At 55.9% G+C, this 20069-nt stretch carries 17 protein-coding genes; 11 read left to right on the plus strand and 6 right to left on the minus strand.

What is annotated here, in order from left to right; translation table 11 throughout:
- Positions 1–138 precede the first annotated feature (138 nt).
- Positions 139–1284, plus strand: coding sequence for an iron-containing alcohol dehydrogenase (locus E6C51_RS01815; protein ID WP_190234830.1), 1146 nt, complete (start codon positions 139–141; stop codon positions 1282–1284).
- Between the two features lie 165 nt (positions 1285–1449).
- Positions 1450–2166 (plus strand): ParA family protein, encoded by a 717-nt coding sequence (locus E6C51_RS01820; protein ID WP_146933676.1) that lies wholly within the window; start codon positions 1450–1452, stop codon positions 2164–2166.
- Between the two features lie 69 nt (positions 2167–2235).
- Here the strand turns inward: E6C51_RS01820 and E6C51_RS01825 are convergent, their stop codons facing one another.
- Positions 2236–3642 (minus strand): L,D-transpeptidase family protein, encoded by a 1407-nt coding sequence (locus E6C51_RS01825; RefSeq protein WP_230987015.1) that lies wholly within the window; start codon positions 3640–3642, stop codon positions 2236–2238.
- 171 nt (positions 3643–3813) lie between these two features.
- On the opposite strand from E6C51_RS01825, the gene E6C51_RS01830 reads away from it, so the two are divergent.
- From E6C51_RS01830 to E6C51_RS01845, 4 genes are all read left to right on the plus strand, one after another.
- On the plus strand, positions 3814–4647 hold the full coding sequence (locus E6C51_RS01830) for a DUF4432 family protein (RefSeq protein ID WP_190234831.1): 834 nt from the start codon (positions 3814–3816) through the stop codon (positions 4645–4647).
- Positions 4648–4708: 61 nt separating this feature from the next.
- Positions 4709–5044 carry a TIGR01244 family sulfur transferase gene (locus tag E6C51_RS01835; protein ID WP_146933680.1) on the plus strand — a complete coding sequence of 112 codons (336 nt, stop codon included), beginning with the start codon at positions 4709–4711 and terminating at the stop codon, positions 5042–5044.
- 35 nt (positions 5045–5079) lie between these two features.
- Positions 5080–5421 (plus strand): RidA family protein, encoded by a 342-nt coding sequence (locus E6C51_RS01840; RefSeq protein ID WP_190234832.1) that lies wholly within the window; start codon positions 5080–5082, stop codon positions 5419–5421.
- Between the two features lie 194 nt (positions 5422–5615).
- Positions 5616–6497: an AraC family transcriptional regulator gene (locus E6C51_RS01845; RefSeq protein WP_190234833.1), complete on the plus strand. Its 882-nt coding sequence runs from the start codon at positions 5616–5618 to the stop codon at positions 6495–6497.
- 268 nt (positions 6498–6765) lie between these two features.
- On the opposite strand, the gene E6C51_RS01850 is transcribed toward E6C51_RS01845, so the two are convergent.
- From E6C51_RS01850 to E6C51_RS01860, 3 genes are all read right to left on the minus strand, one after another.
- Positions 6766–8418 (minus strand): thiamine pyrophosphate-binding protein, encoded by a 1653-nt coding sequence (locus tag E6C51_RS01850; protein ID WP_190234834.1) that lies wholly within the window; start codon positions 8416–8418, stop codon positions 6766–6768.
- Positions 8419–8453: 35 nt separating this feature from the next.
- Positions 8454–9425, minus strand: coding sequence for a DMT family transporter (locus E6C51_RS01855; protein WP_190234835.1), 972 nt, complete (start codon positions 9423–9425; stop codon positions 8454–8456).
- 101 nt (positions 9426–9526) lie between these two features.
- On the minus strand, positions 9527–10450 hold the full coding sequence (locus E6C51_RS01860; RefSeq protein WP_190234836.1) for an alpha/beta hydrolase: 924 nt from the start codon (positions 10448–10450) through the stop codon (positions 9527–9529).
- An 80-nt stretch (positions 10451–10530) separates the two neighbouring features.
- Here E6C51_RS01860 and E6C51_RS01865 point away from each other — a divergent pair, with 80 nt between their 5' ends.
- The 5 genes from E6C51_RS01865 (at position 10531) to metF (ending at position 17657) form a co-directional block, all read left to right on the plus strand.
- Complete coding sequence (locus E6C51_RS01865) at positions 10531–11271, plus strand: ribonuclease T2 family protein (protein ID WP_190234837.1); 741 nt, start codon at positions 10531–10533, stop codon at positions 11269–11271.
- A 129-nt stretch (positions 11272–11400) separates the two neighbouring features.
- Entirely contained in the window at positions 11401–13050 is a 1650-nt protein-coding gene (ettA, locus tag E6C51_RS01870) for an energy-dependent translational throttle protein EttA (RefSeq protein ID WP_146933694.1), read from the plus strand.
- 181 nt (positions 13051–13231) lie between these two features.
- Positions 13232–15571 (plus strand): methyl-accepting chemotaxis protein, encoded by a 2340-nt coding sequence (locus E6C51_RS01875; RefSeq protein WP_190234838.1) that lies wholly within the window; start codon positions 13232–13234, stop codon positions 15569–15571.
- A gap of 155 nt (positions 15572–15726) precedes the next feature.
- Complete coding sequence (locus E6C51_RS01880; RefSeq protein WP_146933698.1) at positions 15727–16728, plus strand: ArsR/SmtB family transcription factor; 1002 nt, start codon at positions 15727–15729, stop codon at positions 16726–16728.
- Positions 16728–17657: a methylenetetrahydrofolate reductase [NAD(P)H] gene (metF, locus tag E6C51_RS01885; protein ID WP_190234839.1), complete on the plus strand. Its 930-nt coding sequence runs from the start codon at positions 16728–16730 to the stop codon at positions 17655–17657. The genes E6C51_RS01880 and metF overlap by 1 nt, the downstream gene beginning before the upstream one ends.
- A gap of 592 nt (positions 17658–18249) precedes the next feature.
- Here metF and E6C51_RS01890 read toward each other — a convergent pair.
- Both E6C51_RS01890 and E6C51_RS01895 read right to left on the minus strand, forming a co-directional pair.
- Positions 18250–19266 carry a GlxA family transcriptional regulator gene (locus tag E6C51_RS01890; protein WP_190234840.1) on the minus strand — a complete coding sequence of 339 codons (1017 nt, stop codon included), beginning with the start codon at positions 19264–19266 and terminating at the stop codon, positions 18250–18252.
- The gene (locus tag E6C51_RS01895; RefSeq protein ID WP_190234841.1) at positions 19263–19829 is read right to left on the minus strand and encodes an isochorismatase family protein; all 567 of its coding nucleotides are present in this window, start codon (positions 19827–19829) and stop codon (positions 19263–19265) included. The genes E6C51_RS01890 and E6C51_RS01895 overlap by 4 nt, the downstream gene beginning before the upstream one ends.
- Between the last annotated feature and the right edge of the window lie 240 nt (positions 19830–20069).

Consider the following 20069-nt stretch of genomic DNA (forward strand, 5'->3'; position numbering starts at 1 on the left):
TAGCATTTATTTATTCTGCACCAACTAACTTTATGATTGCAGGCTTGGAGGAGGCTGCACAATTGTGAGGTTGGTTGCGCCTTGAGTGGCCTGCCTCTCGATTGCGTTTTTCATCGCCGGACGTGAGGAGTGACCGCCATGAAGATCGTTGCCAATTGGAACTACCCCACAGACATTCGGGTTGGACGCGGGCGGGTTGAAGAGCTTGCCGATGCTTGCCGATCGCTTGGAATATCCAATCCGCTGTTGGTCACAGATCGCGGCCTCGCGAATATGGCCATCACCCGAGCCGCGCGCGAAACCTTGAGCGATGGCGGCCTGAGCCACGTGTTGTTCGCCGATGTTGATCCAAACCCGAATGAGCTTAATCTGGAAGCAGGCATAGCGGCTTTTCGCAATGGTGACCATGATGGTGTGATCGCCTTTGGCGGTGGCTCCGGCATTGATCTTGGCAAGTGCATTGCGCTGATGGTGGGGCAGACCCGTCCGGTCTGGGATTTTACCGAGAGTGACGATGGCTGGAAACAAGCCGATGCGGATGCGATCGTGCCGATCATATCGGTGCCGACCACGGCGGGAACCGGCGCAGAAGTTCGGCGCTCAAGCATGATCACCAACAGCGTCACCCATGGAAAAACCGCTATTTTTCATCCCAAACTTATGCCGTCTGTGGTGATCTGCGATCCGGAATTGACCGTGGGCATGCCCAAATCCATCACGGCCGGCACCGGCATGGTGGCCTTCTCCCATTGCCTTGAGGCCTATTGCTCGCCGGTTTATCACCCCATGGGGCAGGGCATTGCCATTGAAGGCATGCGGCTGGTGAAGGAATATTTGCCAAGGGCCTATCGTGATTCCATGGATCTGGAAGCGCGTCTCAACATGATGTCAGCAGGCATTATGGGAGCCATTGCCATTCAGAAGGGCCTGGGGGCCATTCACGTCCTGTCGCACCAAATTGGGGCAATGTATAACACCCATCACGGTACCACAAATGCGGTGCTGATGCCGATGGTGCTGCGCTTTAATCAAAAAGCGGTGGAGCGCAAAATCGAAAAACTCGCCGGTTATCTTGAAATCCCCGGCGGCTTCGAAGGGTTTCACGGGTTTTTGCTGGCGTTTCGTGCTGACCTCGCCATTCCGCAAAGCTTAAGTGAAATGAGCATTTCCAACGACCACCTCGAAGACATCGCCGCACAAGCCATGGCAAACCCGATGGCGGCGGGCAATCCGGTCAAGCTCACATTGGACAATACGATTGAACTGCTGGAGAGCTGCTTCTGAGCAGCTTTGCACCGCCGCTTTCAACTTTGCACGAAGTGTCTGTTTTTCTGCGCCTATATAGTGTGTTTCCGATTTATTAACCAATTTTAGTAATGATGCATTAACACCATGCAAACGGGTGCCAGAACGAGCGATGAGTGGCTCAGACATTGCATCGAGGATATTATGCCAGTCATCTCATTTGCCAACGCCAAAGGCGGAGCCGGAAAAACCACAGCGGCTCTTCTCTTGTCGACTGAACTCGCCCAGCAGGGCTATCGCGTCTGTGTTTTGGATGCCGATCCGCAGCGCTGGATTACCCAATGGGCCGAATGCGCAGGCCAACATCCCAATATCGAGGTTATTTCAGAAGTTTCCATCGGCTCGCTGCATTGTCATATCCGCGAAGGCCGCAAAAGTGCAGATTACGTCATTATTGATCTGGCCGGTGCGCGTGACGCATTGGTCACCATGGCCATTGGCCTTTCAGATCACGTGATGATTCCGGTGCAAGGCTGCGCCATGGATGCCAAGGGTGCGGCGCAAATTCTGGATTTGATTGAGCAGATGCGGATTGCTGGCAATCTGGTTATTCCGCATTCAGTGGTGCTGACGCGGGTGGCCTCCATGGTTACCACCAAAACATTGCTGGCCATCAAGGGCATTCTCGCCCAGCGCGGGGTCAATATCGTCAACACACCCATTGCCGAGCGCACGGCGTTTCGCGATATTTTCGAAACCGGCGCGTCGCTTTACACGATGGATCCACAGAAAGTGAGCAATCTCGATAAGGCCAGAGAGAACTCCAAGGCGTTTACCGCCGAGGTTCTGCGGCTTATGCCAGCACGGGTGGTGCGCTCCGCCCGGCCAAGGCTTTTGCGCATGGTAAGCAACGCGGCCTGAGCCGCAAACAGGCGAGTATTTGGGTGAGCCTGTTAAACAACCGGCTCACCTCCTTAACCTAAAAAGCCATCAATCAACAAATTCCACTGTCACGCCGGGCTGCACCATTTTGGCAAGCTCTGTTGCATCCCAATTGGTCAAGCGCACGCAGCCATGGCTTTGGGTGCGGCCAATCTTGGAGGGATCGGGCGTGCCGTGGATGCCATAGGTTGGCTTGGACAGTGCAATCCACACTGTTCCAACCGGACCATTGGGCCCCGGCGGAATATTCAGCACTTTATCATTACCGCCCTGCTGAAAATTGATCTTGGGATTATAGGTATAGCCCGGATTGAACGCGACGCGCTGCACTGTCACGGTTCCCGACGGAGACGGCGTATCGCTGGAGCCAATGCTGGCGGGGTAGGCGGCAATCAACTGGCCATCCTGCCCATAGGCAAACACCTGTTTGCGGCCCTTGTCGGCCACAATGCGGGCAACCTTGCCGCTTTGCCCCGATCCGACATTGACCACTTTAACGGTGCTGCCCGGCACGGTGAAATCCACACCGGGATTGATGGCCTTGAGATAATCCTCATCCATATGGAATTTCTCGGCCAGCATTTCGGTGGTTGAGGTGTAGCCCAAGGATTGCATGGCAGCCTTTTGGCTGTAATCGGTCGGAATCTCTGCCACATAGGGGCCAGCAGCATCGGCTGCTGTGATGGTATAGGTCTTGAACGGCAGGCCGCCGTCGAGCTGAAGACGATCCATGATCGCCTCAGTGTTTTTAGGATCAAGCTTTTCGCCGGTTTTCTGCTCCCAGGCTTGTAGTGCCTTTTCGACATTTTGGCCCATGCGACCGTCAATGGCACCCGGCGAAAAGCCCTCGCGATCCAGAAAAACCTGAAGCGCGGTTATCTCTGGTGTTGCCTTGCTGCTGCCAGAAAATGACGGTGCAGAATAAGACGGCTTGCGCGGCATATTGCCATTCATGGTGCCCATGGATGGGTCGTTGTTGCCGTTTTGCGGATAGGGTTGATCGAGCGAGCCGCGCTCGACGTATCCTTCATCAGGAATGCCGCCAGTTACGAAATTATCATCATCCGAGCCGCCACCGGACGGGGCTGGCGGATAATAATCATTAGGATAACGCGCCCGGTTTGGCCGTCCATACACCACATCGGCAGGCATTTCCGTGGCAACCACATTGCCGAAACTGTCGATCAAAACCGTGCGGCCCATGCGGTCGCGGCTGATCATCACCGAGCCGCGCTCAGGCACATATTGCAGCACTTCACCCGACGGGGTGATCAGCACGGTTTCCGGGCGCTGGTTATAATAGGGGCTGCGGGCCAACGCAGATCCGCTGGCGCTGGCAAGCAGCGCCGCGATGATAAAACCAGTTTTCCAAAACGATTGCACAGGCCAAAACGATTGCACAGGGTGGTCTTTCCGGTTGAAGTCAGGGTGTTTCATGGCGTCAAGAATGGGCATGACTTGTTCGGTGCATGTCTCACCCTTTTATAGGTAGTGCTATGACAAGCAAATTTTGACCCTAATGTGGAAAAATTTATATTTGGTGAAAAAATAGTTAAAATGCCGAATTTCAAGGGTTTTTATGCGCTGGATCTATGGCTTTGTCTGGCATAAAAACGACGAAACTCGATGGAGGAGCGAATCGTGAAACTGTTTGCCAAAACTGGACCTGTTGTTGAGCTTGACGAGGGCTCGGTTCTTGATATTCGCAGCCTCACCGTGAACGGTGTCGATCTGGCACCGGGCCGGGCCATTCCTGATGATGGTGATCCACGCATCGATCATTCGCTTGAAGGGTTTATGTTCACCTGTGGACCAGATCACATTCGCCATCCAGAGCCGCTTGCCGATGGTTCGGGTCGCTACCCGTTGCATGGTTCATTCTCGTCCCATCCGGCCAAAATGATCGAGGCCAGCGAGACGGAATGCACCGCTGAGATTGCAGTTTTTCACGCTGATGGTGGTCAATCGCGGCTGACGCGCAACTGGCGGATTGATGCCGAGACCGGCACGGTTTTTCTGTCTGATCGGCTGACCAATACCGGCGATGCTGCGTTTCCCGCGATGCTGATGTATCACATGAACATTGCCGCCAAGCTGTTTGACGATGCCGTGCGGCTGGAAGGCGACATGCTGGCGGGCGGCGGCTTTGGCTGGCGCTTTGGCGAGGAGCCGGGTGGGGTGTTCTGTGTGTCCGCAACGGCGGGCGGTGATGGCTGGGCCGAGATGCGGCTGGGGCCAATCGCTTCGATTGGTGGGTTGACGCTGACCGTGCGGTTTGACACGCAAACCCTGCCGCATCTGCAGATCTGGCGAAACCAGCAGGCACCCGCAAATGTCTTGGGCATTGAGCCGGTGTCGCATCGGTGGATTGGCCGGCAAGAGCTGGCAGATGCGGGCGAGCTGGATATGCTGGCGCCGGGCGAAAGTCGGCAGTATCAGCTGTCATTTTCCTTTGCGTAACGTTGACGCAATCACGCCTGCGTCGTAGATGTTTGCGCGAAATTGATGAGAGGATATGCTGATGAACATCAGACCAATCAATGAGGAATATTCGGTCAGCGGCCAGATTCAGGTTGCTGATCTGGATGAGATCAAGGCACTCGGGTTTAAATCCATTGTCTGCCACCGCCCTGATGGCGAAGAGGCCGGACAGCCATCCTTTGCTGCCATTGCAGCCCGCGCCAGCGAGCTTGGTCTGGCCATCAAGCATATTCCGGTTGGTCCCATGGGCGTGACACCCGATGCCGTCGCGGCCATGGTGGACGCACTCGACGATTTTGAACGTCCAATGCTCGGCTATTGTCGCTCAGGTGCGCGCTCGACGGCCACCTATGAGCACAGCCTGCGTCAGCGTTAAGCAACTTTTTCCATTTCAAACCCTAGGAGATTTCCATGTCCATCAAGCGTATCGAGCCCGGCAAGCGTATGAGCGGTGCTGTTGTTCACGGCAACACTGTTTACCTGGCCGGTCAGGTTGGCGAAGGCGGCAGCGTCACCGAGCAATCCAAGTCGGCTCTGGCTGAAGTTGATCGTCTGCTGGCTGCTGCTGGTTCCGACAAGTCGAAGATCCTGCAAACCATCATCTACCTCTCTGACATGTCGACCTTTGGCGAAATGAACGCTGTTTGGGAAAGCTGGATCGACCCTGCCAACCCTCCAGCCCGCGCCACCAGCGAAGCCGCTTTGGCAACACCAGATTACAAGGTTGAGTTTATCGTGACGGCTGCGATCTAAGCCTTTGCGATCTTGAATCGGAAAGCTGTCCTATCTTGTTGATAGGGCAGCTTTTTTGTTTTGATATGTTGCGTCTTCTGTTCACTCCAAAGGGGAGTGCGTGGCAGTGACACGCGAAAGCACGAAATAGCGCAAGATCGGTCGAGCGCTTTGCTCCGATCCATAGCAAACTGTTGCTGTTACGGAGAAAAACGATGACGGCAGCATTGAAAAACTACCATGCCCGCATGCAACGTGTGCTGGAGCATATTGACCAGCATCTTGATGGAGAGCTCAATCTTGAGGCGCTCAGTGATGTGGCTGCTTTCTCGAAATATCATTTCCACCGGCAGTTCACCGCTCTGTTTGGGCTGTCTCTGCATCGCTACATCCAGCTTGCCCGCATGAAGCGGGCTTCCTATCAATTGGCCTTCAGAGACGCCATCAGCGTGACTGAAATAGCGATGGATGCCGGTTATGAAGCACCGGATGCCTTTGCGCGTGCCTTTCGCCAAAGGTTCGGGCAATCGCCTCAGGTGTTTCGGAAATCTCCTGATTGGGAGCCGTGGCTTGCCGCCTTCGGGCCTTTCGATAACGCTAGGAGAAAACGCATGCAGAAGACTTATACTGCCCAGGATGTGACCATTCGAGAGCTTCCCCCCACGACCGTTGCGATCATGCAGCATCAGGGCGATCCGGCGACCCTTGGCACCACGATTCAGCGCTTTATTGCCTGGCGCAAATCCGTTGGGCTAAACCCCAAGATCAGCGCCACCTTCAACATTTTCCACTCTGATCCACGCATGACTCCGCCTGCGGAGTTTCGGCTTGATCTTTGCGCAAGGACAGATCGTCCCGTCGAGCCGAATGTGGAGGGCGTCAGGTCGGGAACAATTCCCGGTGGACGTTGCGCCGTGCTGCGTGTTGTGGGCGAGGTTGATGATCTGGAACCGGCGGCCCTTTACCTCTACCGCGATTGGTTGCCATCCAGCGGAGAAGAATTGGGTGATTTTCCGCTCTATTGCCAACACATCACACTATTTCCAGACGCTTCCGCCCATGAGGTGGTCAAGGAGCTCTTTCTGCCTCTGAAATAGGGTGGCAGCTGACGCTTTCAGATGTTGATTTTGAGGCCGGGTTGCCCCGGCCTCAGCTTATTGACGAACCTCTCGCTCGACGTTTCGTCACCCTCGGGCCTGTCCCGAGGGTCTGCCGTGGCTGGATAAGCAATTGACTTTGATTGTGAAATTAGCGTGGTTAGATGCTCGGCACAGGGCCGAGCATGACGTCGAGGATAAATTTAGGGTTTGTCAGCAGTCTGAGGCCGGGTTGCCCCGGCCTTTTTCATCAGCGTTAAACCACGTGTCAGCTTTTCTCTCGAATCTGCGTCAGTGTCCGCGTTGGCGTAATCGCCTCTGCATCCAGCTTGATTTCAATGATGGATGGCTTAGCCGATGCGCGCGCACGCTCAAAGGCGGCTTCGAATTCCTCGGTCTTTTCCACCAATTCGCCATGACCGCCATAGGCCACAGCAAAGGCCTTGAAATCGGGGTTGACCAGATCGGTGGCGCTGACCCGGCCGGGATATTCGCGCTCCTGATGCATGCGGATGGTGCCATAGGTGCCGTTGTTGATCAAAAGCACGATGATGGGCAGATTGTAGCGCACGGCGGTGATGAATTCCTGCCCGTGCATCATGAAGCAGCCGTCACCGGCAAAGCAGATCACTTCGCGCTCGGGAAACAGCGCCTTGGCAGCGACTGCGGCGGGTAGGCCATAGCCCATGGAGCCGGATGTGGGAGCGGCTTGGGTGTTAAAGCCCTGAAAGCGGTGAAAGCGGTGCAGCCATGTGGCGTAATTGCCCGCACCATTGGTGAAAATTGTGTCTTTGGCGGTGTTGGCTTCGATCCATTGCATGATCGGTCCCATCTGCACGGCACCGGGGCCGGTCATGGGTGGGGTGGACCAGTTGAGATAGCGGGCGTGCATCTCCTCGGTTCTTGCGGCCCAGACGGGTGATGTTGGCGCTTCAAGAGTGGCGAGGCTCGCGACAAAATCCTTGGGGCTTGCGCAAATTGCCAGATCGGGGCGATAGACCCGGCCAAGCTCGGATGGGTCGGGATAGACATGCACCAGCGTTTGCTTAGGGCAGGGGATGTCCATCAACGTGTAGGATGAGGATGGCATTTCAGAAAAACGCCCGCCCAGCAGCACAATCAGATCAGCCTCTTTGATCTCTTTTGCCAGTGCGGGGTTGATGCCAATGCCCACGTCACCGGCGTAAGCGGGGTGCAGATGGTCAAACAGCATCTGGCGGCGGAAAGAGCAGCCGACCGGCAATTTCCACTGGGTCGCAAAATCCTCAAAGGATTTGACCGAGGTCTCATCCCAGCGGGTGCCGCCGAGAATAACCATGGGGCGTTTGGCACTCTCTAGCATCTCGCCAAAGGCTTTGATCTGGCTGACACCGGGGTGCGCTTCCACTGGCGTGTAGGGGCGGGCGTCTGGCAGCTCGACCTCTTCTACCAGCACATCTTCAGGCAGGGTCAGCACCACAGGGCCGGGGCGGCCGGAGGTGGCAATGGCAAAGGCGCGGCTGATAAATTCGGGAATGCGGGCAACATCATCAATCTCGCCAACCCATTTGGCAAATTCGGTAAAGGCGCGGCGATATTCCACCTCTTGAAAGGCTTCCCGCTCGCGCGCATCCCGCTGCACCTGCCCAATGAACAGAATCATCGGCACCGAATCCTGTTTGGCAATGTGCAGACCGGCAGAGGCATTGGTGGCACCGGGGCCGCGGGTGACCATGCAAATGCCCGGCTCGCCGGTCAATCGGCCCCAGCAATCGGCCATCATGGCAGCGCCGCCTTCCTGACGGCAGACCACGGTTTCGATGTTGGTATCAACCAGCGCATCCAGAACCGCCAGATAGCTCTCTCCGGGCACACATGCCACGCGCGTGACGCCATTGGCTTTGAGGGAATCGACAATCAATTGTCCGCCGGTCTTTTTCATTAGGCATGTCCTCTCATGATCTGCGTTTCGGCCCGTTATGGTTGAGGCGGTCCGCTGGTGTTGGAAACAGGCTTGTTGGCGTGGCGGCGCTCTCGCCAGATGATGTAGAGGCCGGAGCCAATGATGATGGCAATGCCCAGCCATTTCAGGGCATTTGGCAGGGCACCAAACACCAGCCAGCCAAACAGCGTGGCGGTGACAATTTCGAGATATTGCAGCGGTGCCAAGGTCGATGCCGGTGCGGCGCGATAGGCGAAAACGCCCAAGAGGCCGCCAATTGCGGCTGTGAACCCCGTGCCAAGCAGCCAGACAAAGCCCTCACTATCCGGCCAGACCACGGCAAATCTTTCTGGATCAATACCATAACCGATGGCGATGATCAGTGCGGAGTAGAGCGCTGCCCAGCAGCCGGTTTCAACCTGAATGACAAAGGGGTCTTGGTGGCGCGTCAGCACGCGGGTTAGAATCGCGAAAATCGCCACGCAAAGCGCGGTGATCAGTGGGAGAAAGGCAACGCCGCCGACTTCTTGAAAACTCGGCTGAACCACCAGCATGGCTCCCAAAAAGCCAACGGCACAGGCTGTATACCGTCGCCAGCCAATGGTTTCTTTGAGGAAAATGCTGCTGAGAATTGTCAGCATAATTGGTTCTACGAAAAATATCGCCACCGCATCGGCCACTTCCATGTAGCGCAGGGTGGTGACGAAGCTCAGCATGGACAGGCAGAGCACACCGCCGCGCAGCATGTGCATGCGGGTGTTGTGCCATGTCAACCGTGGCCATGTCTGGCGCATGATCAGCACCGGCAGCATGAACAGCACTTGAAACACAAAGCGGGCAAAGCTGATCTCTGATGACGGCATGGTCTGGGTCGCCAGCTTGGAAAACACGTCGACCAACGGCGTGATCAACACCGACAGCACCATCAGGCCAAGCCCAAGGGTGACGCCTGAGAACCGCGCGGTTTGATTGGAAAGCTCCAGACTGTTGCGGGATGGCGTGGACATGCGGCGGTTCTCGCTTTCTATCGTTATTCTATAATCGCTTGTCGGCGCGCCGGCACGTGAATTTCCCGCATAGGTTCATTCAAAAACGGAATGAGTTTTGTTCACACCGCCGCCGTTGCCCACGCGATAAAATCGTCAATGGCCTTTTCGCGCCCGATCTCGTTTAAAGTTTCGTGGCGCATATCGGGATAGATTTTCAAACGCACATGGCGAAGGCCAGATTGCGCCATGCGTCCTGAAAGCCAGCGGGTTGCTTCCGCTTTCGCTGTCGCCGGGTCCTGACCGCCACCCACCAGATGGACAGGCAGGGTTTTGGGCAGGGCAGAGAGCCGCTCATGCGTTGCAGTGTTCAGTGTCAGTTCCATCAGGTCCAGCCAGAGCGAAACACTGACCGGAAAGCCACAAAGCGGATCGGCGATATAGAGATCAACCTCCTGCGCATCGCGGCTTAACCAGTCAAAGGCGGTGCGGTGGTTGCGGATGGATTTTCCCCACGCCTCAAAGGTCGATTTGGCCATAATCAGGCTTGGCACATCAGAGCCTTTCAAAGCGCGCTCGATTTTGAGCACAATGCGGGCGATGTGGCCCGCAATGCCTGCGTTGAAATTGGAATTCCAAACCGCAAGCGCGTTGAAGCTCTCGGGATATTCCGTGGCGGCGCGAAGCGCAATCAACCCGCCCATGGAGTGACCAAACAGGACAATTGGCAAATCGGGATGGGCAGCACTTGCGAAATCACGCATGGCTTTCACATCGGCGATCACCTTGGCCACGCCATCTCTTCGGGCAAAACGCCCAAGGCTTGCGTCTGGCGCTGTTGTCTGACCATGGCCGCGATGATCATGGGCATAGACATGAAAGCCCGCCGCACTCATGGCCTTGGCAAAGGCGTTGTAGCGCAAGGAGTGCTCCGTCAGCCCATGGCAGATCAACAGGATGCCACGTGCGCTCAAAGCAGCGGGCTCAAGATGATAGGCCAAGCGCGTGCCATCTGGCATGTCCAGATAAAGTGTCTTTTCGAACATCGAAAGCCTCCCCTTGCTGTCAGGAAAAGGTTATGTCTTGCCATGATGTTTTTGTCGATATTGGTTTGGGAGGTGTTTCCATGAAGAGGCGTAATAACTGCTTTGCTTTCGCGTTGTCTTTGGTGGCCGGAATGGCCTTATGCGCCCCGATACAGGCGCAAGAGAATGGTCGCGGCAAGACAACCAGCATTTTGGCCGCTAGTTGGCAGCCGGCCTTTTGCGAGACAAAACCGGGCAAGCCGGAGTGCAAAAGCCAGACGGCCGATCGTTATGATGCCAACCATTTTGCCTTGCACGGTCTTTGGCCGATGCGCAAAAATTATTGCGGCGTTGATCAGGCCGATATTGATGCCGACAAAAAGGGGCGCTGGACGGATTTGCCCGAGGTGAAATTGTCTGCGGCTACCCGCGACGCGCTGGACAAGCTGATGCCGGGCACGCAATCGGCCTTGGAGCGTCACGAGTGGATCAAGCACGGGACCTGCACCAATCTCAGCCAGGAGGCGTATTTTTCTGAAGCGATTGCGCTGATGGATGCGCTCAATACCTCAAAGGTCAGCGCTCTGTTTGCCGCAAACGTGGGCAAGGCCGTCACGCAAGATCAGGTGCAATCGGCCTTTGATGAAAGCTTTGGTGCGGGCGCGGGGCGGCGCGTCAAAATGCGCTGTGAGCAGGACGGTGATCGCCGCATTGTGACGGAATTGACCATTGGTCTTGGCGATGGTGACGCGAAAACATCGCTTGCCGATCGTATTCAGGCCGCAGGCGGCACCAAGTTTGATTGCAATCAGGGTATTGTCGATCCGGTTGGCCTGCAATGACACCTGTGTGAAGACAATTGGCAGGCAGGGAGCCACAAAAGCGTGGTTTTCCTGCCGCCTAGCATTGCCCCGGCGCAGGCTTTCCCTTACATAGCGGGCAATTCCATTTACCGTGCGGAGTATTTACCGATGGCACGTCAGTTCATCTATCACATGTCCGGGCTTAACAAGTCCTATGGCGCCAAGAAGATCCTTGAGAACGTCAACCTGTCTTTCTATCCCGACGCAAAGATCGGTATTCTCGGCCCCAACGGTGCCGGTAAATCGACGGTTCTGCGCATTATTGCCGGTCTCGACAAGGAATATACCGGTGAAGCATGGCTCGCCGAAGGTGCGACCATGGGCTATCTGGAGCAGGAGCCCAAGCTCGACCCGAACAAGACCGTGTTTGAAAATGTCATGGAAGGCGTTGCCTCCAAGACAGCGATCATCGACCGTTATAACGAGTTGATGATGAACTATTCGGATGAGACCGCCGAAGAGGGCGCAAAGCTTCAGGACATTATTGATAGCCAGAATCTGTGGGATCTGGAAAATCAGGTTGAAATGGCCATGGATGCCCTGCGCTGCCCTCCGGGCGATGCCGATGTCACCAGCCTCTCCGGTGGTGAGCGTCGCCGCGTGGCCCTGTGCAAGCTTTTGCTGACGCAGCCTGATCTGCTGCTGCTCGACGAGCCAACCAACCACCTTGATGCCGAAACCATTGGCTGGCTGGAAAACCACCTGCGGGAATATCCCGGCTCCGTGCTGATGATTACCCACGATCGCTACTTCCTCGACAACGTCACCGGCTGGATTCTCGAACTCGACCGTGGTCGCGGCATTCCTTATGAAGGTAATTACTCGGCTTATCTGCAAGCCAAGGCCAAGCGCCTGATGCAGGAAGCCCGTGAAGACGCATCGCGCCAGAAGGCGCTGTCGCGCGAACAGGAATGGATTGCATCCAGCCCCAAGGCCCGTCAGGCCAAGTCCAAGGCGCGTATCAAGTCCTATGAGCAACTGGTGGAAGCGGCTGAAAAGCAGCGTCCCGGCGATGCGCAGATCATCATTCCGGTCAGCGAACGTCTTGGTCAGGTGGTTATCGAGCTGGATGGTATTTCCAAATCCTATGGTGATCGTTTGCTGATCGATAACCTCAGCCTCAAGCTGCCACCGGGCGGTATCGTTGGTGTTATCGGCCCGAACGGTGCGGGTAAAACCACACTGTTCCGCATGATCACCGGGCAGGAAACGCCTGATACGGGTAGCGTCAAGATCGGTGACACCGTGCATCTTGGTTATGTTGACCAGAGCCGCGATGCGTTGGATGCCGACAAGACAGTCTGGGAAGAAATTTCCGGCGGTGCCGAAATCATCAAGCTCGGCAAGTTCGATATGAACTCGCGCGCTTATTGCGGAGCGTTTAACTTCAAGGGCGGCGACCAGCAGCAGAAGGTTGGCAATCTCTCGGGTGGTCAGCGCAACCGCGTGCATCTGGCCAAGATGCTGAAGGCTGGTGGCAACGTTCTTCTCCTCGACGAACCGACCAACGACCTTGATACGGAAACGCTGGGTGCTTTGGAAACGGCGCTCGAAAACTTCGCCGGTTGCGCCATCATCATCAGCCATGATCGCATGTTCCTCGACCGTCTGGCCACGCATATTCTGGCCTTTGAAGGTGACAGCCATGTGGAATGGTTTGAAGGCAACTTTGAAGACTATGAGAAGGACAAGATTCGTCGCCTTGGTGCAGACGCTGTGAACCCGAAGCGGGTGAGCTACAAGCGCCTGACTCGCTAAGCTTCTTGTCTCTTCTTCATCGTGATCAATCCGCCGTTTCCACGGCGGATTTTTTTTGGCAAAATCCTTGCTAAGGTATTGTAAATTCAACTCATGATTATGTTCGTATTCGGTAACCTACAATTATTGTTTTTGTGATTTCATCCAGACATACATCTATGTTTGAGATGGGGGAGTTAGCGTGTTTTCAATTCGGAATATTCTGATCAGCGTTTTTTCACTGATCAGCCTCATACTGAGTGTGCTGGTTGCCAATTCATTGGCGGGGGCCTACCGCAATTACGTGGTTTTTGATGAGGTTGCACAGTTGACGCAGCTGGATAAAGCTATGTTCAAGGCTTTGCTGGCTTTCAGAAACGAGCGCGGCGATAGCGCGACCGCGCTGGCATTGTCGACCAAGGATAACGTCAAGACGCTTGAGGTTGTGAAAACTGGTCGTGCGCAGGTGGTGGCAGGTATGGACGATGCCAAAGCCGTCAAAGCGCAGTTGGCGACCAAGGACCTTGATGGCCCGATTGGCACGCTCATGCAGGCCTATGACAAGGTTGTCAGCCTGCGAACGAAAATTGATAGTGAAGCTGCCAAACCGCAGGAACAGCGTGAAGCAGGCCTGAGTGAAGTTTGGATGGCCGCTGGTGGCGATTTCCTTGTGGCGCTCGAAAAGGCCGCTGATGCGACAGAAGGACGTATCCGCACACTCGATCCGTCGATGGTGTCGTTGATTCAGATGCGCTCTGGCGCATGGTCTGCCCGCGCTGTGGGGGGCAATAGCGCTCTTGTTCTCAATGCTGTCATTGCGGGTGGCAAAACCCTGACGCCGGCAGAGCAGGGTAAGCTTGCCGTTACAGATGCAACAATGGCCTATGCCTGGAAGGGCGTGCAGATTCTTGCTGAGCATCCCAGCACCGCGCAAGAAATCAAGGATGCTGTTGCCAAGGCAAACAGCTCTTATTACAGCGGTGATTTTGCAGCGCTGCGCAAAGGCATCCTCGATAAATTGAATGCTGGTGAGAAGTCCCCTGTGAACATTGATGATTGGCGAGTGCCGGTCACGGCTGCACTGAAGACAATTGCCGATGTTGCCGCTATTGCCATGACGCAGCTTGATAAAATGGCTGCAGATGCAAAGGCTGATGCTCTTCACTCCGCTATTCTCAGCCTCGCCTTGTTTGTTGTCGTGTTGACCTTGGCCGTTGCCGGAATTGCGGTGATTATTCTGCGAGTCGTGCGCCCGATCGGCGCGTTGACGCGGTGCATGGATGCGCTCGCGCAGGGCGACCGGAATGTTCAGGTGCCGGGCGAAAGCCGAACCGACGAAATCGGTGGCATGGCGCGCTCAGTAGAAGTTTTCCGTCAGGCTGCCATTCGCAATGCGCAGCTTGAGGCGGAGGCGGAAGAAAACCGCAAGCGCAATGAGAATGAACGTGCTGAGCTGCAACGCCGCGCCGAAGCCGAGGCCGAAGAGCGTCTGACCAAGGCCACAGGGGCGTTGGCGGGCGGGTTGAAACGTCTGGCCGATGGCGACATGCTGTGCGAAATCCATGAGGAGTTTGCCCCGCAGTTCGAAGCCCTGCGCCATGACTTTAACCGTTCTGTCGAGCAATTGCGCACAGCCTTGCTGGATGTTGGCACTGCGGCGCATGCGGTGCGCAATGGCAGCGGTGAAATCTCGCAGGCGTCCGATAATCTCGCCAAGCGTACAGAGCAGCAGGCAGCCTCTCTGGAGCAGACCGCAGCTGCTTTGGAAGAAATCACGGCCAATGTGAAAGCAACATCGCAGCGCACGGGCGATGCCCGTGATCTGGTGCGCAACACCCGCGCTAAGGCAGAGCAGTCCGGCTCTGTTGTCAGCAATGCAGTCACAGCCATGGGCCGGATTGAAGAGGCATCTTCCAAGATCACCCAGATTATTAGTGTGATCGATGAGATTGCCTTCCAGACCAATCTGCTGGCTTTGAACGCCGGTGTTGAAGCAGCCCGTGCGGGCGAGGCGGGCAAGGGCTTTGCGGTTGTTGCGCAGGAAGTGCGTGAACTGGCCCAGCGGTCTGCCAATGCGGCCAAGGAAATCAAGGCACTGATTGCCAATTCGGAAGTGGCTGTTGGCGATGGCGTCAAGCTTGTGAACGACACGGGCAAGGGCTTGAGCGAAATTGCCGAGCTGGTGCAGGCGATCAATGCGCATATGGATGCGATTGCCACCGCAGCACAGGAGCAGTCTGTGGGCCTTGGCGAAGTGAACACGGCTGTGAACCACATGGATCAGGCCACGCAGCAGAATGCTGCGATGGTGGAAGAGATGAATGCGGCGGGCGCTGGTCTCAATCAGGAAGCCGTCAAGCTGGGCGATCTTCTGGCAAGGTTCAGAACAGGCAATGCCGCGGCACCGCAAGCCTATGCTGGAAACGCCAGGGCACAGGAAAGCCGCTTCAGCGCCCGTCCTGCTCCTTCCGCCAGCCGGCCACTGGCAACACGGGGCGGTGCGGCCGCTGCCGTCAAGCCGCAGGCGTGGGAAGACTTTTAAAGACAGGTTCCGTAATACTGCGGATATCGGAATGGCTTAAACGCAAGGCGGTGCAGAAATGCACCGCCTTTTGTGTGTGAGTTGCATTTCGGACTTGCGAGAATATGGCGCCTGATATAAAGATATCTTTATATCTTGATTGATGGAATTTGGCGATGGCGTTTACCCTCGATGGTCTGGTGGATTTGCTGAAGGCGGCGGGTGAGCCCACGCGGCTGAGGCTGCTTGCGTTGTTGGGTGCTGGCGATTTGACGGTTTCTGACCTCACGGACATTCTGGGCCAATCGCAACCGCGCATTTCGCGCCATTTGAAGCTGCTGGCCGAGGCTGATTTGGTCGATCGTTACCAGGAAGGCGCATGGGCTTACTTTCGCTTGAAGCAGGATGGCCCGGCGGCGCGGGTTGCGCGCCTGTTGCTGGAGGAAGCGTCTGGCTCCGATGCGGTGTTGCTGCGCGATGGGGATCGGTTGGGTGCTGTGAAGCGCGCGCGGGCTGAAAAAGCCCAAGCCTATTTCAGCCGCAATGCAGCAGAGTGGGATGAATTGCGCCGTCTGCATGTGAATGATGCCGAAGTCGAGGTGGCTCTGGTGTCGCTGATCGGTGATCAGCCGGTTGATGCGCTGCTGGATCTCGGCACCGGCACGGGCCGGATTTTGCAATTGCTGGAAAGCCGCTATCAGCGCGCGGTCGGCATTGATGCGAGCCGGGATATGCTGGCCGTGGCGCGGGCCAATCTGGACAAGGCGGGCGTGATCAAAGCATCCGTGCGTCAGGGCGATATTTTGAATCTGCCGCTGGACGGTGGAGAATTTGATGTCGTGATTATCCATCAGGTTCTGCATTTTCTGGTGGAGCCTGAATTGGCGTTGCAGGAAGCGGCCCGGATGCTGAAGCCCGGCGGACGATTGGTGATTATTGATCTCGCTCCGCACAAGCTGGAGCATTTGCGAGAAGATCACGCCCATGTGCGGCTTGGTTTTTCCCATCAATTGATGGGCGATTGGCTGATAAAAGCGGGTTTTGATGTGGAGCGTGCGGTGGATGTCTCGCCGCGCCAGCAAGCCGGCGAAGCATTAACGGCAACACTCTGGCTGGCAACCTATAAGGCCGCCGAGACTTATGTTGCGCAACAACCAAAATTGGTGGGAGGCTATTGATGGCTGATAATTTGCAAACCCAGGCGCTGAAGCGTCCTTTCAAGCTGTCGTTTGAGTTCTTCCCGCCCAAGTCCGAGGATATGGAAGCCCAGCTTTGGGAAACGGTTGATGATCTCGCGGGGTGGGAGCCGGAATTTGTATCCGTCACCTATGGCGCTGGCGGCACAACCAAAGCGCCAACGCTTGCGGTTGTGCGCCGCCTGATTGCGCAAACGCCGCTTGCCACGGCATCTCACCTGACCTGCGTGGGCGCAACGCGCGAAGAGGTGGCCAATGTGGTGGAAGAGTTTCGGGCCGTGGGCGTCAAGCACTTTGTGGCTTTGCGCGGCGATCCGCCAACCGGCGTTGGCTCTGCCTATCAGCCCCATCCCGGCGGCTATGAAAATGCGGCCGCGCTGGTGGCAGGTCTGAAGGATCTGGGCGATTTTGAAATTTCAGTCTCGGCCTATCCTGAAAAGCACCCGGAAAGTGCCGATCTTGCCATGGATATCGATATGCTGAAGCGCAAGGTGGACAATGGTGCCACGCGGGCGCTCACCCAGTTTTTCTTTGATAATGACCTGTTCGAGCAATATCTGAATCGGGTGCGCGCCGCAGGCATCACCATTCCGATTGTGCCCGGCATCATGCCAATTCTGAACCTCACCCAGTTGAAGCGCTTTGCCTCGATGTGCGGCACCTCTGTGCCAGCATGGCTGGATGAGCGCTTTTCAGGGTTGGAAGACAGGCCTGTGGTGCGCGCGCAGGTGGCCGCGGAGATCGCCGCTGAACAGATTGCTGATTTGCAGCGCCGGGGCGTGGATGAATTCCATCTTTACACGATGAACCGTGCACCATTGGTCAACGCAACATTGCAGCAGCTTGGATTGAACAAGCCGCAACAGCAGGTGAAAACGACTGCACCATTTGCCGAGAGTGCCACTGCCTGACGTCTGTTTCGAACATGGGGTTCGGTGGTCATTCAATCACCAGAAACGTATTAATCCGGACCCTCTGTTAAGTGGGCCCGGATAGCGGTTCCAGACCGCGTTCGCGCGATTAAGACAGTTTCTTCTGGTGTGCCTTGCAATTTGCCTCATGATTGCAAATTGCGTATATTTTTATTGTACCCTGTTCAGCTAGAGATTTTTTCAATCCTCTCAAAGCCAATTGTCATGGTTCATGTCATATGAACAGCATGACCGCTACAAAAACAAATGCTGCACTTACTGCCAGGATGTTGAATGAACGTGTTAGTTCCATCTCTGCCTCCTTGCGTTAACGTTTAGAGAATATGACCGTTTTGTGTCTTTTGGAAAGCGAAAACTGTGCTGCATTGCAGCGGAAGTGTGGAAGCGCCCGGAATGCCAATTGGTAACGCTCGGAAACAACAGGTGAAATTGGCGTGATAACGAAATATTTCAAGGTTAATCTGCTCTTCACCATAAGCCGGTCATGGCGGCGTTATGAGACGTTTTCACCTGTTTTGGCGTCAAAAGTGTCTTCGCATTTTGAGCGCGAGCTGAAAATGACAGGCAGGAATCATCCCATTTTTTCATCAACCCGGCGGAGTAGATGCGGCGGGCTCTGGTAGAGCCGGTTCCATGCCCGCCGAAACTGCCGTGCCGAGGCAAAGCCGCAGCGCTCGGCAATGGCTTCCATGTCCAGCCGGGAATTGATCACCAGCTCGCGCGCCAGCGCCATGCGCATGCGGTTGACATAATCGGTGACACTGATGCCGGTGTGTTCATTAAACAGGCGAGACAGCGTGCGGCGGCTGGTCATGGCAATATCGGCCATGGCATCCACGCTCCAGGAATGGGTTGGATCTGCCGTCACGGCATCCTGCACACGGTGAATGGCGGGGTGAATGTGATTGCGGCCTTCAAGCCATGGCGAGAGTTGAGGATCACCACCAGCGCGGCGCAGGTAAACCACGAGATAGCGGGCGACGGTCAGGGCGGTGACGTGACCCACTTCTTTGGCGATCAGCGACAACATCAGATCGACACTGGTGGTAATGCCAGCGCTGGTCAGCCGATTTTTATCCTCCACGAACAATCGGTTTTCCAAAACGGTTGCGGTCGGTGCCAGTTTTCTCAGGTCTGCAATATTGGCATGGTGCGTTGTGCAGCTATAGCCCTCCAGCAAACCCGCCTTTGCGGCAAACAGCGCACCGGAGCAAATGGTGATGAGCTTTGTGCCCGGCTGAACCGTATCACGCAGCCACGCGATGATCTCGGCTTCCGCTTTGCTATCGCGCGGCGAGGGCGGTGAACCATCGACCACAAGCGGCTCATCGGCACAGCCGGAGATGACCACCATTGCGCCCAGTGGCAAAGTATGGGGCAAGGGCGCGATGTCGCAGAGAGCGAGACCGATAGAGCTGATGACATTCGCTGACGCACCGACATAGCGCACACTGAAATGCACCGCCTGCTGCACAAGATTGGCCTTGCGCAGCACTTCCATAGGCCCTGCCAGATCCAGCAGCAGCGCATTGGGCGGCACAACCACAATCATCGGAACTATGCGTGGTTGGCCAGCCTCGTCTGTCATGCGGCTTTCTTCTCTCTCTTGCCTTCCAGCGCCTGTTCCACAGAGGCAATCCGGGCAAAGCGGTCTGCCAACACCAGTTCGGTGCGGGCGCGGATTTCCTGTGCACTCCATTCCCGTCCGCTGGCATCGGTCATTGGGAAGGTCAGGGTCGCTTCTGCCACGAAATCGACAGTGTAGCCAAGGTCCGAGGCATTGCGGGTGGTGGTTTCGCAACACTGCTCGGTGCGAATGCCAGAGACAATCACATTGCGAATGCCATTGGCAATCAACCACACATCCAGACCGCTGCCAATCAGGGCGCTATGGCGGGTTTTGCGAAAAATGACGGCGGGCGTGAAGTCAAGCTGCGGCAGGGTTTTGACAAAGCCGGAGCTTTCCGAAAAGACGCCGGTTTTTTCCACATGGAAAATCTGCACCACGGGAATACCTGCGGCCTTGGCACCATCAATCAACGCCTGTTGACGCGCGATATAGGCATCAAACCCATCCTCGCGAAAATAGGGACGGTGGAGAAAGGATTGCTGGGCATCGATAACAAGCAGGGCAGTGTTTGAGTGTGGCATGGTAAATCTTTCAGCGGTGATTGAACATGCGCACAGTTTACTGCCCCGGTAAATTGCCGAAATACAGGTCCGGGACGTTGATGGGACAAAACGCGCCATTCGTTTTGCACTAGAGTCTGGCAGCTTCAGATTGAACCTGCCAGACTCTACAGCGCCGTGCGCCATATATGGCGCACATAGTACACGACACAAACGCCTTTATGTGCCGTTTACCCCCCCTCTGGCTTGCCAGCCATCTCC

Origin of the sequence: Gillisella terrae, from assembly GCF_004801395.1 — a bacterium.
Classification (GTDB): domain Bacteria; phylum Pseudomonadota; class Alphaproteobacteria; order Rhizobiales; family Rhizobiaceae; genus Allorhizobium; species Allorhizobium terrae.

Excerpts from the sequence above, each read along its gene's own strand:
- E6C51_RS01815 (WP_190234830.1), top strand. The coding sequence starts at position 139 with ATGAAGATCGTTGCCAATTGGAACTACCCCACAGACATTCGGGTTGGA.
- E6C51_RS01820 (WP_146933676.1), top strand. The coding sequence starts at position 1,450 with ATGCCAGTCATCTCATTTGCCAACGCCAAAGGCGGAGCCGGAAAAACC.
- E6C51_RS01825 (WP_230987015.1), bottom strand. The coding sequence starts at position 3,642 with ATGCCCATTCTTGACGCCATGAAACACCCTGACTTCAACCGGAAAGAC.
- E6C51_RS01830 (WP_190234831.1), top strand. The coding sequence starts at position 3,814 with ATGGAGGAGCGAATCGTGAAACTGTTTGCCAAAACTGGACCTGTTGTT.
- E6C51_RS01835 (WP_146933680.1), top strand. The coding sequence starts at position 4,709 with ATGAACATCAGACCAATCAATGAGGAATATTCGGTCAGCGGCCAGATT.
- E6C51_RS01840 (WP_190234832.1), top strand. The coding sequence starts at position 5,080 with ATGTCCATCAAGCGTATCGAGCCCGGCAAGCGTATGAGCGGTGCTGTT.
- E6C51_RS01845 (WP_190234833.1), top strand. The coding sequence starts at position 5,616 with ATGACGGCAGCATTGAAAAACTACCATGCCCGCATGCAACGTGTGCTG.
- E6C51_RS01850 (WP_190234834.1), bottom strand. The coding sequence starts at position 8,418 with ATGAAAAAGACCGGCGGACAATTGATTGTCGATTCCCTCAAAGCCAAT.
- E6C51_RS01855 (WP_190234835.1), bottom strand. The coding sequence starts at position 9,425 with ATGTCCACGCCATCCCGCAACAGTCTGGAGCTTTCCAATCAAACCGCG.
- E6C51_RS01860 (WP_190234836.1), bottom strand. The coding sequence starts at position 10,450 with ATGTTCGAAAAGACACTTTATCTGGACATGCCAGATGGCACGCGCTTG.
- E6C51_RS01865 (WP_190234837.1), top strand. The coding sequence starts at position 10,531 with ATGAAGAGGCGTAATAACTGCTTTGCTTTCGCGTTGTCTTTGGTGGCC.
- ettA (WP_146933694.1), top strand. The coding sequence starts at position 11,401 with ATGGCACGTCAGTTCATCTATCACATGTCCGGGCTTAACAAGTCCTAT.
- E6C51_RS01880 (WP_146933698.1), top strand. The coding sequence starts at position 15,727 with ATGGCGTTTACCCTCGATGGTCTGGTGGATTTGCTGAAGGCGGCGGGT.
- metF (WP_190234839.1), top strand. The coding sequence starts at position 16,728 with ATGGCTGATAATTTGCAAACCCAGGCGCTGAAGCGTCCTTTCAAGCTG.
- E6C51_RS01890 (WP_190234840.1), bottom strand. The coding sequence starts at position 19,266 with ATGACAGACGAGGCTGGCCAACCACGCATAGTTCCGATGATTGTGGTT.
- E6C51_RS01895 (WP_190234841.1), bottom strand. The coding sequence starts at position 19,829 with ATGCCACACTCAAACACTGCCCTGCTTGTTATCGATGCCCAGCAATCC.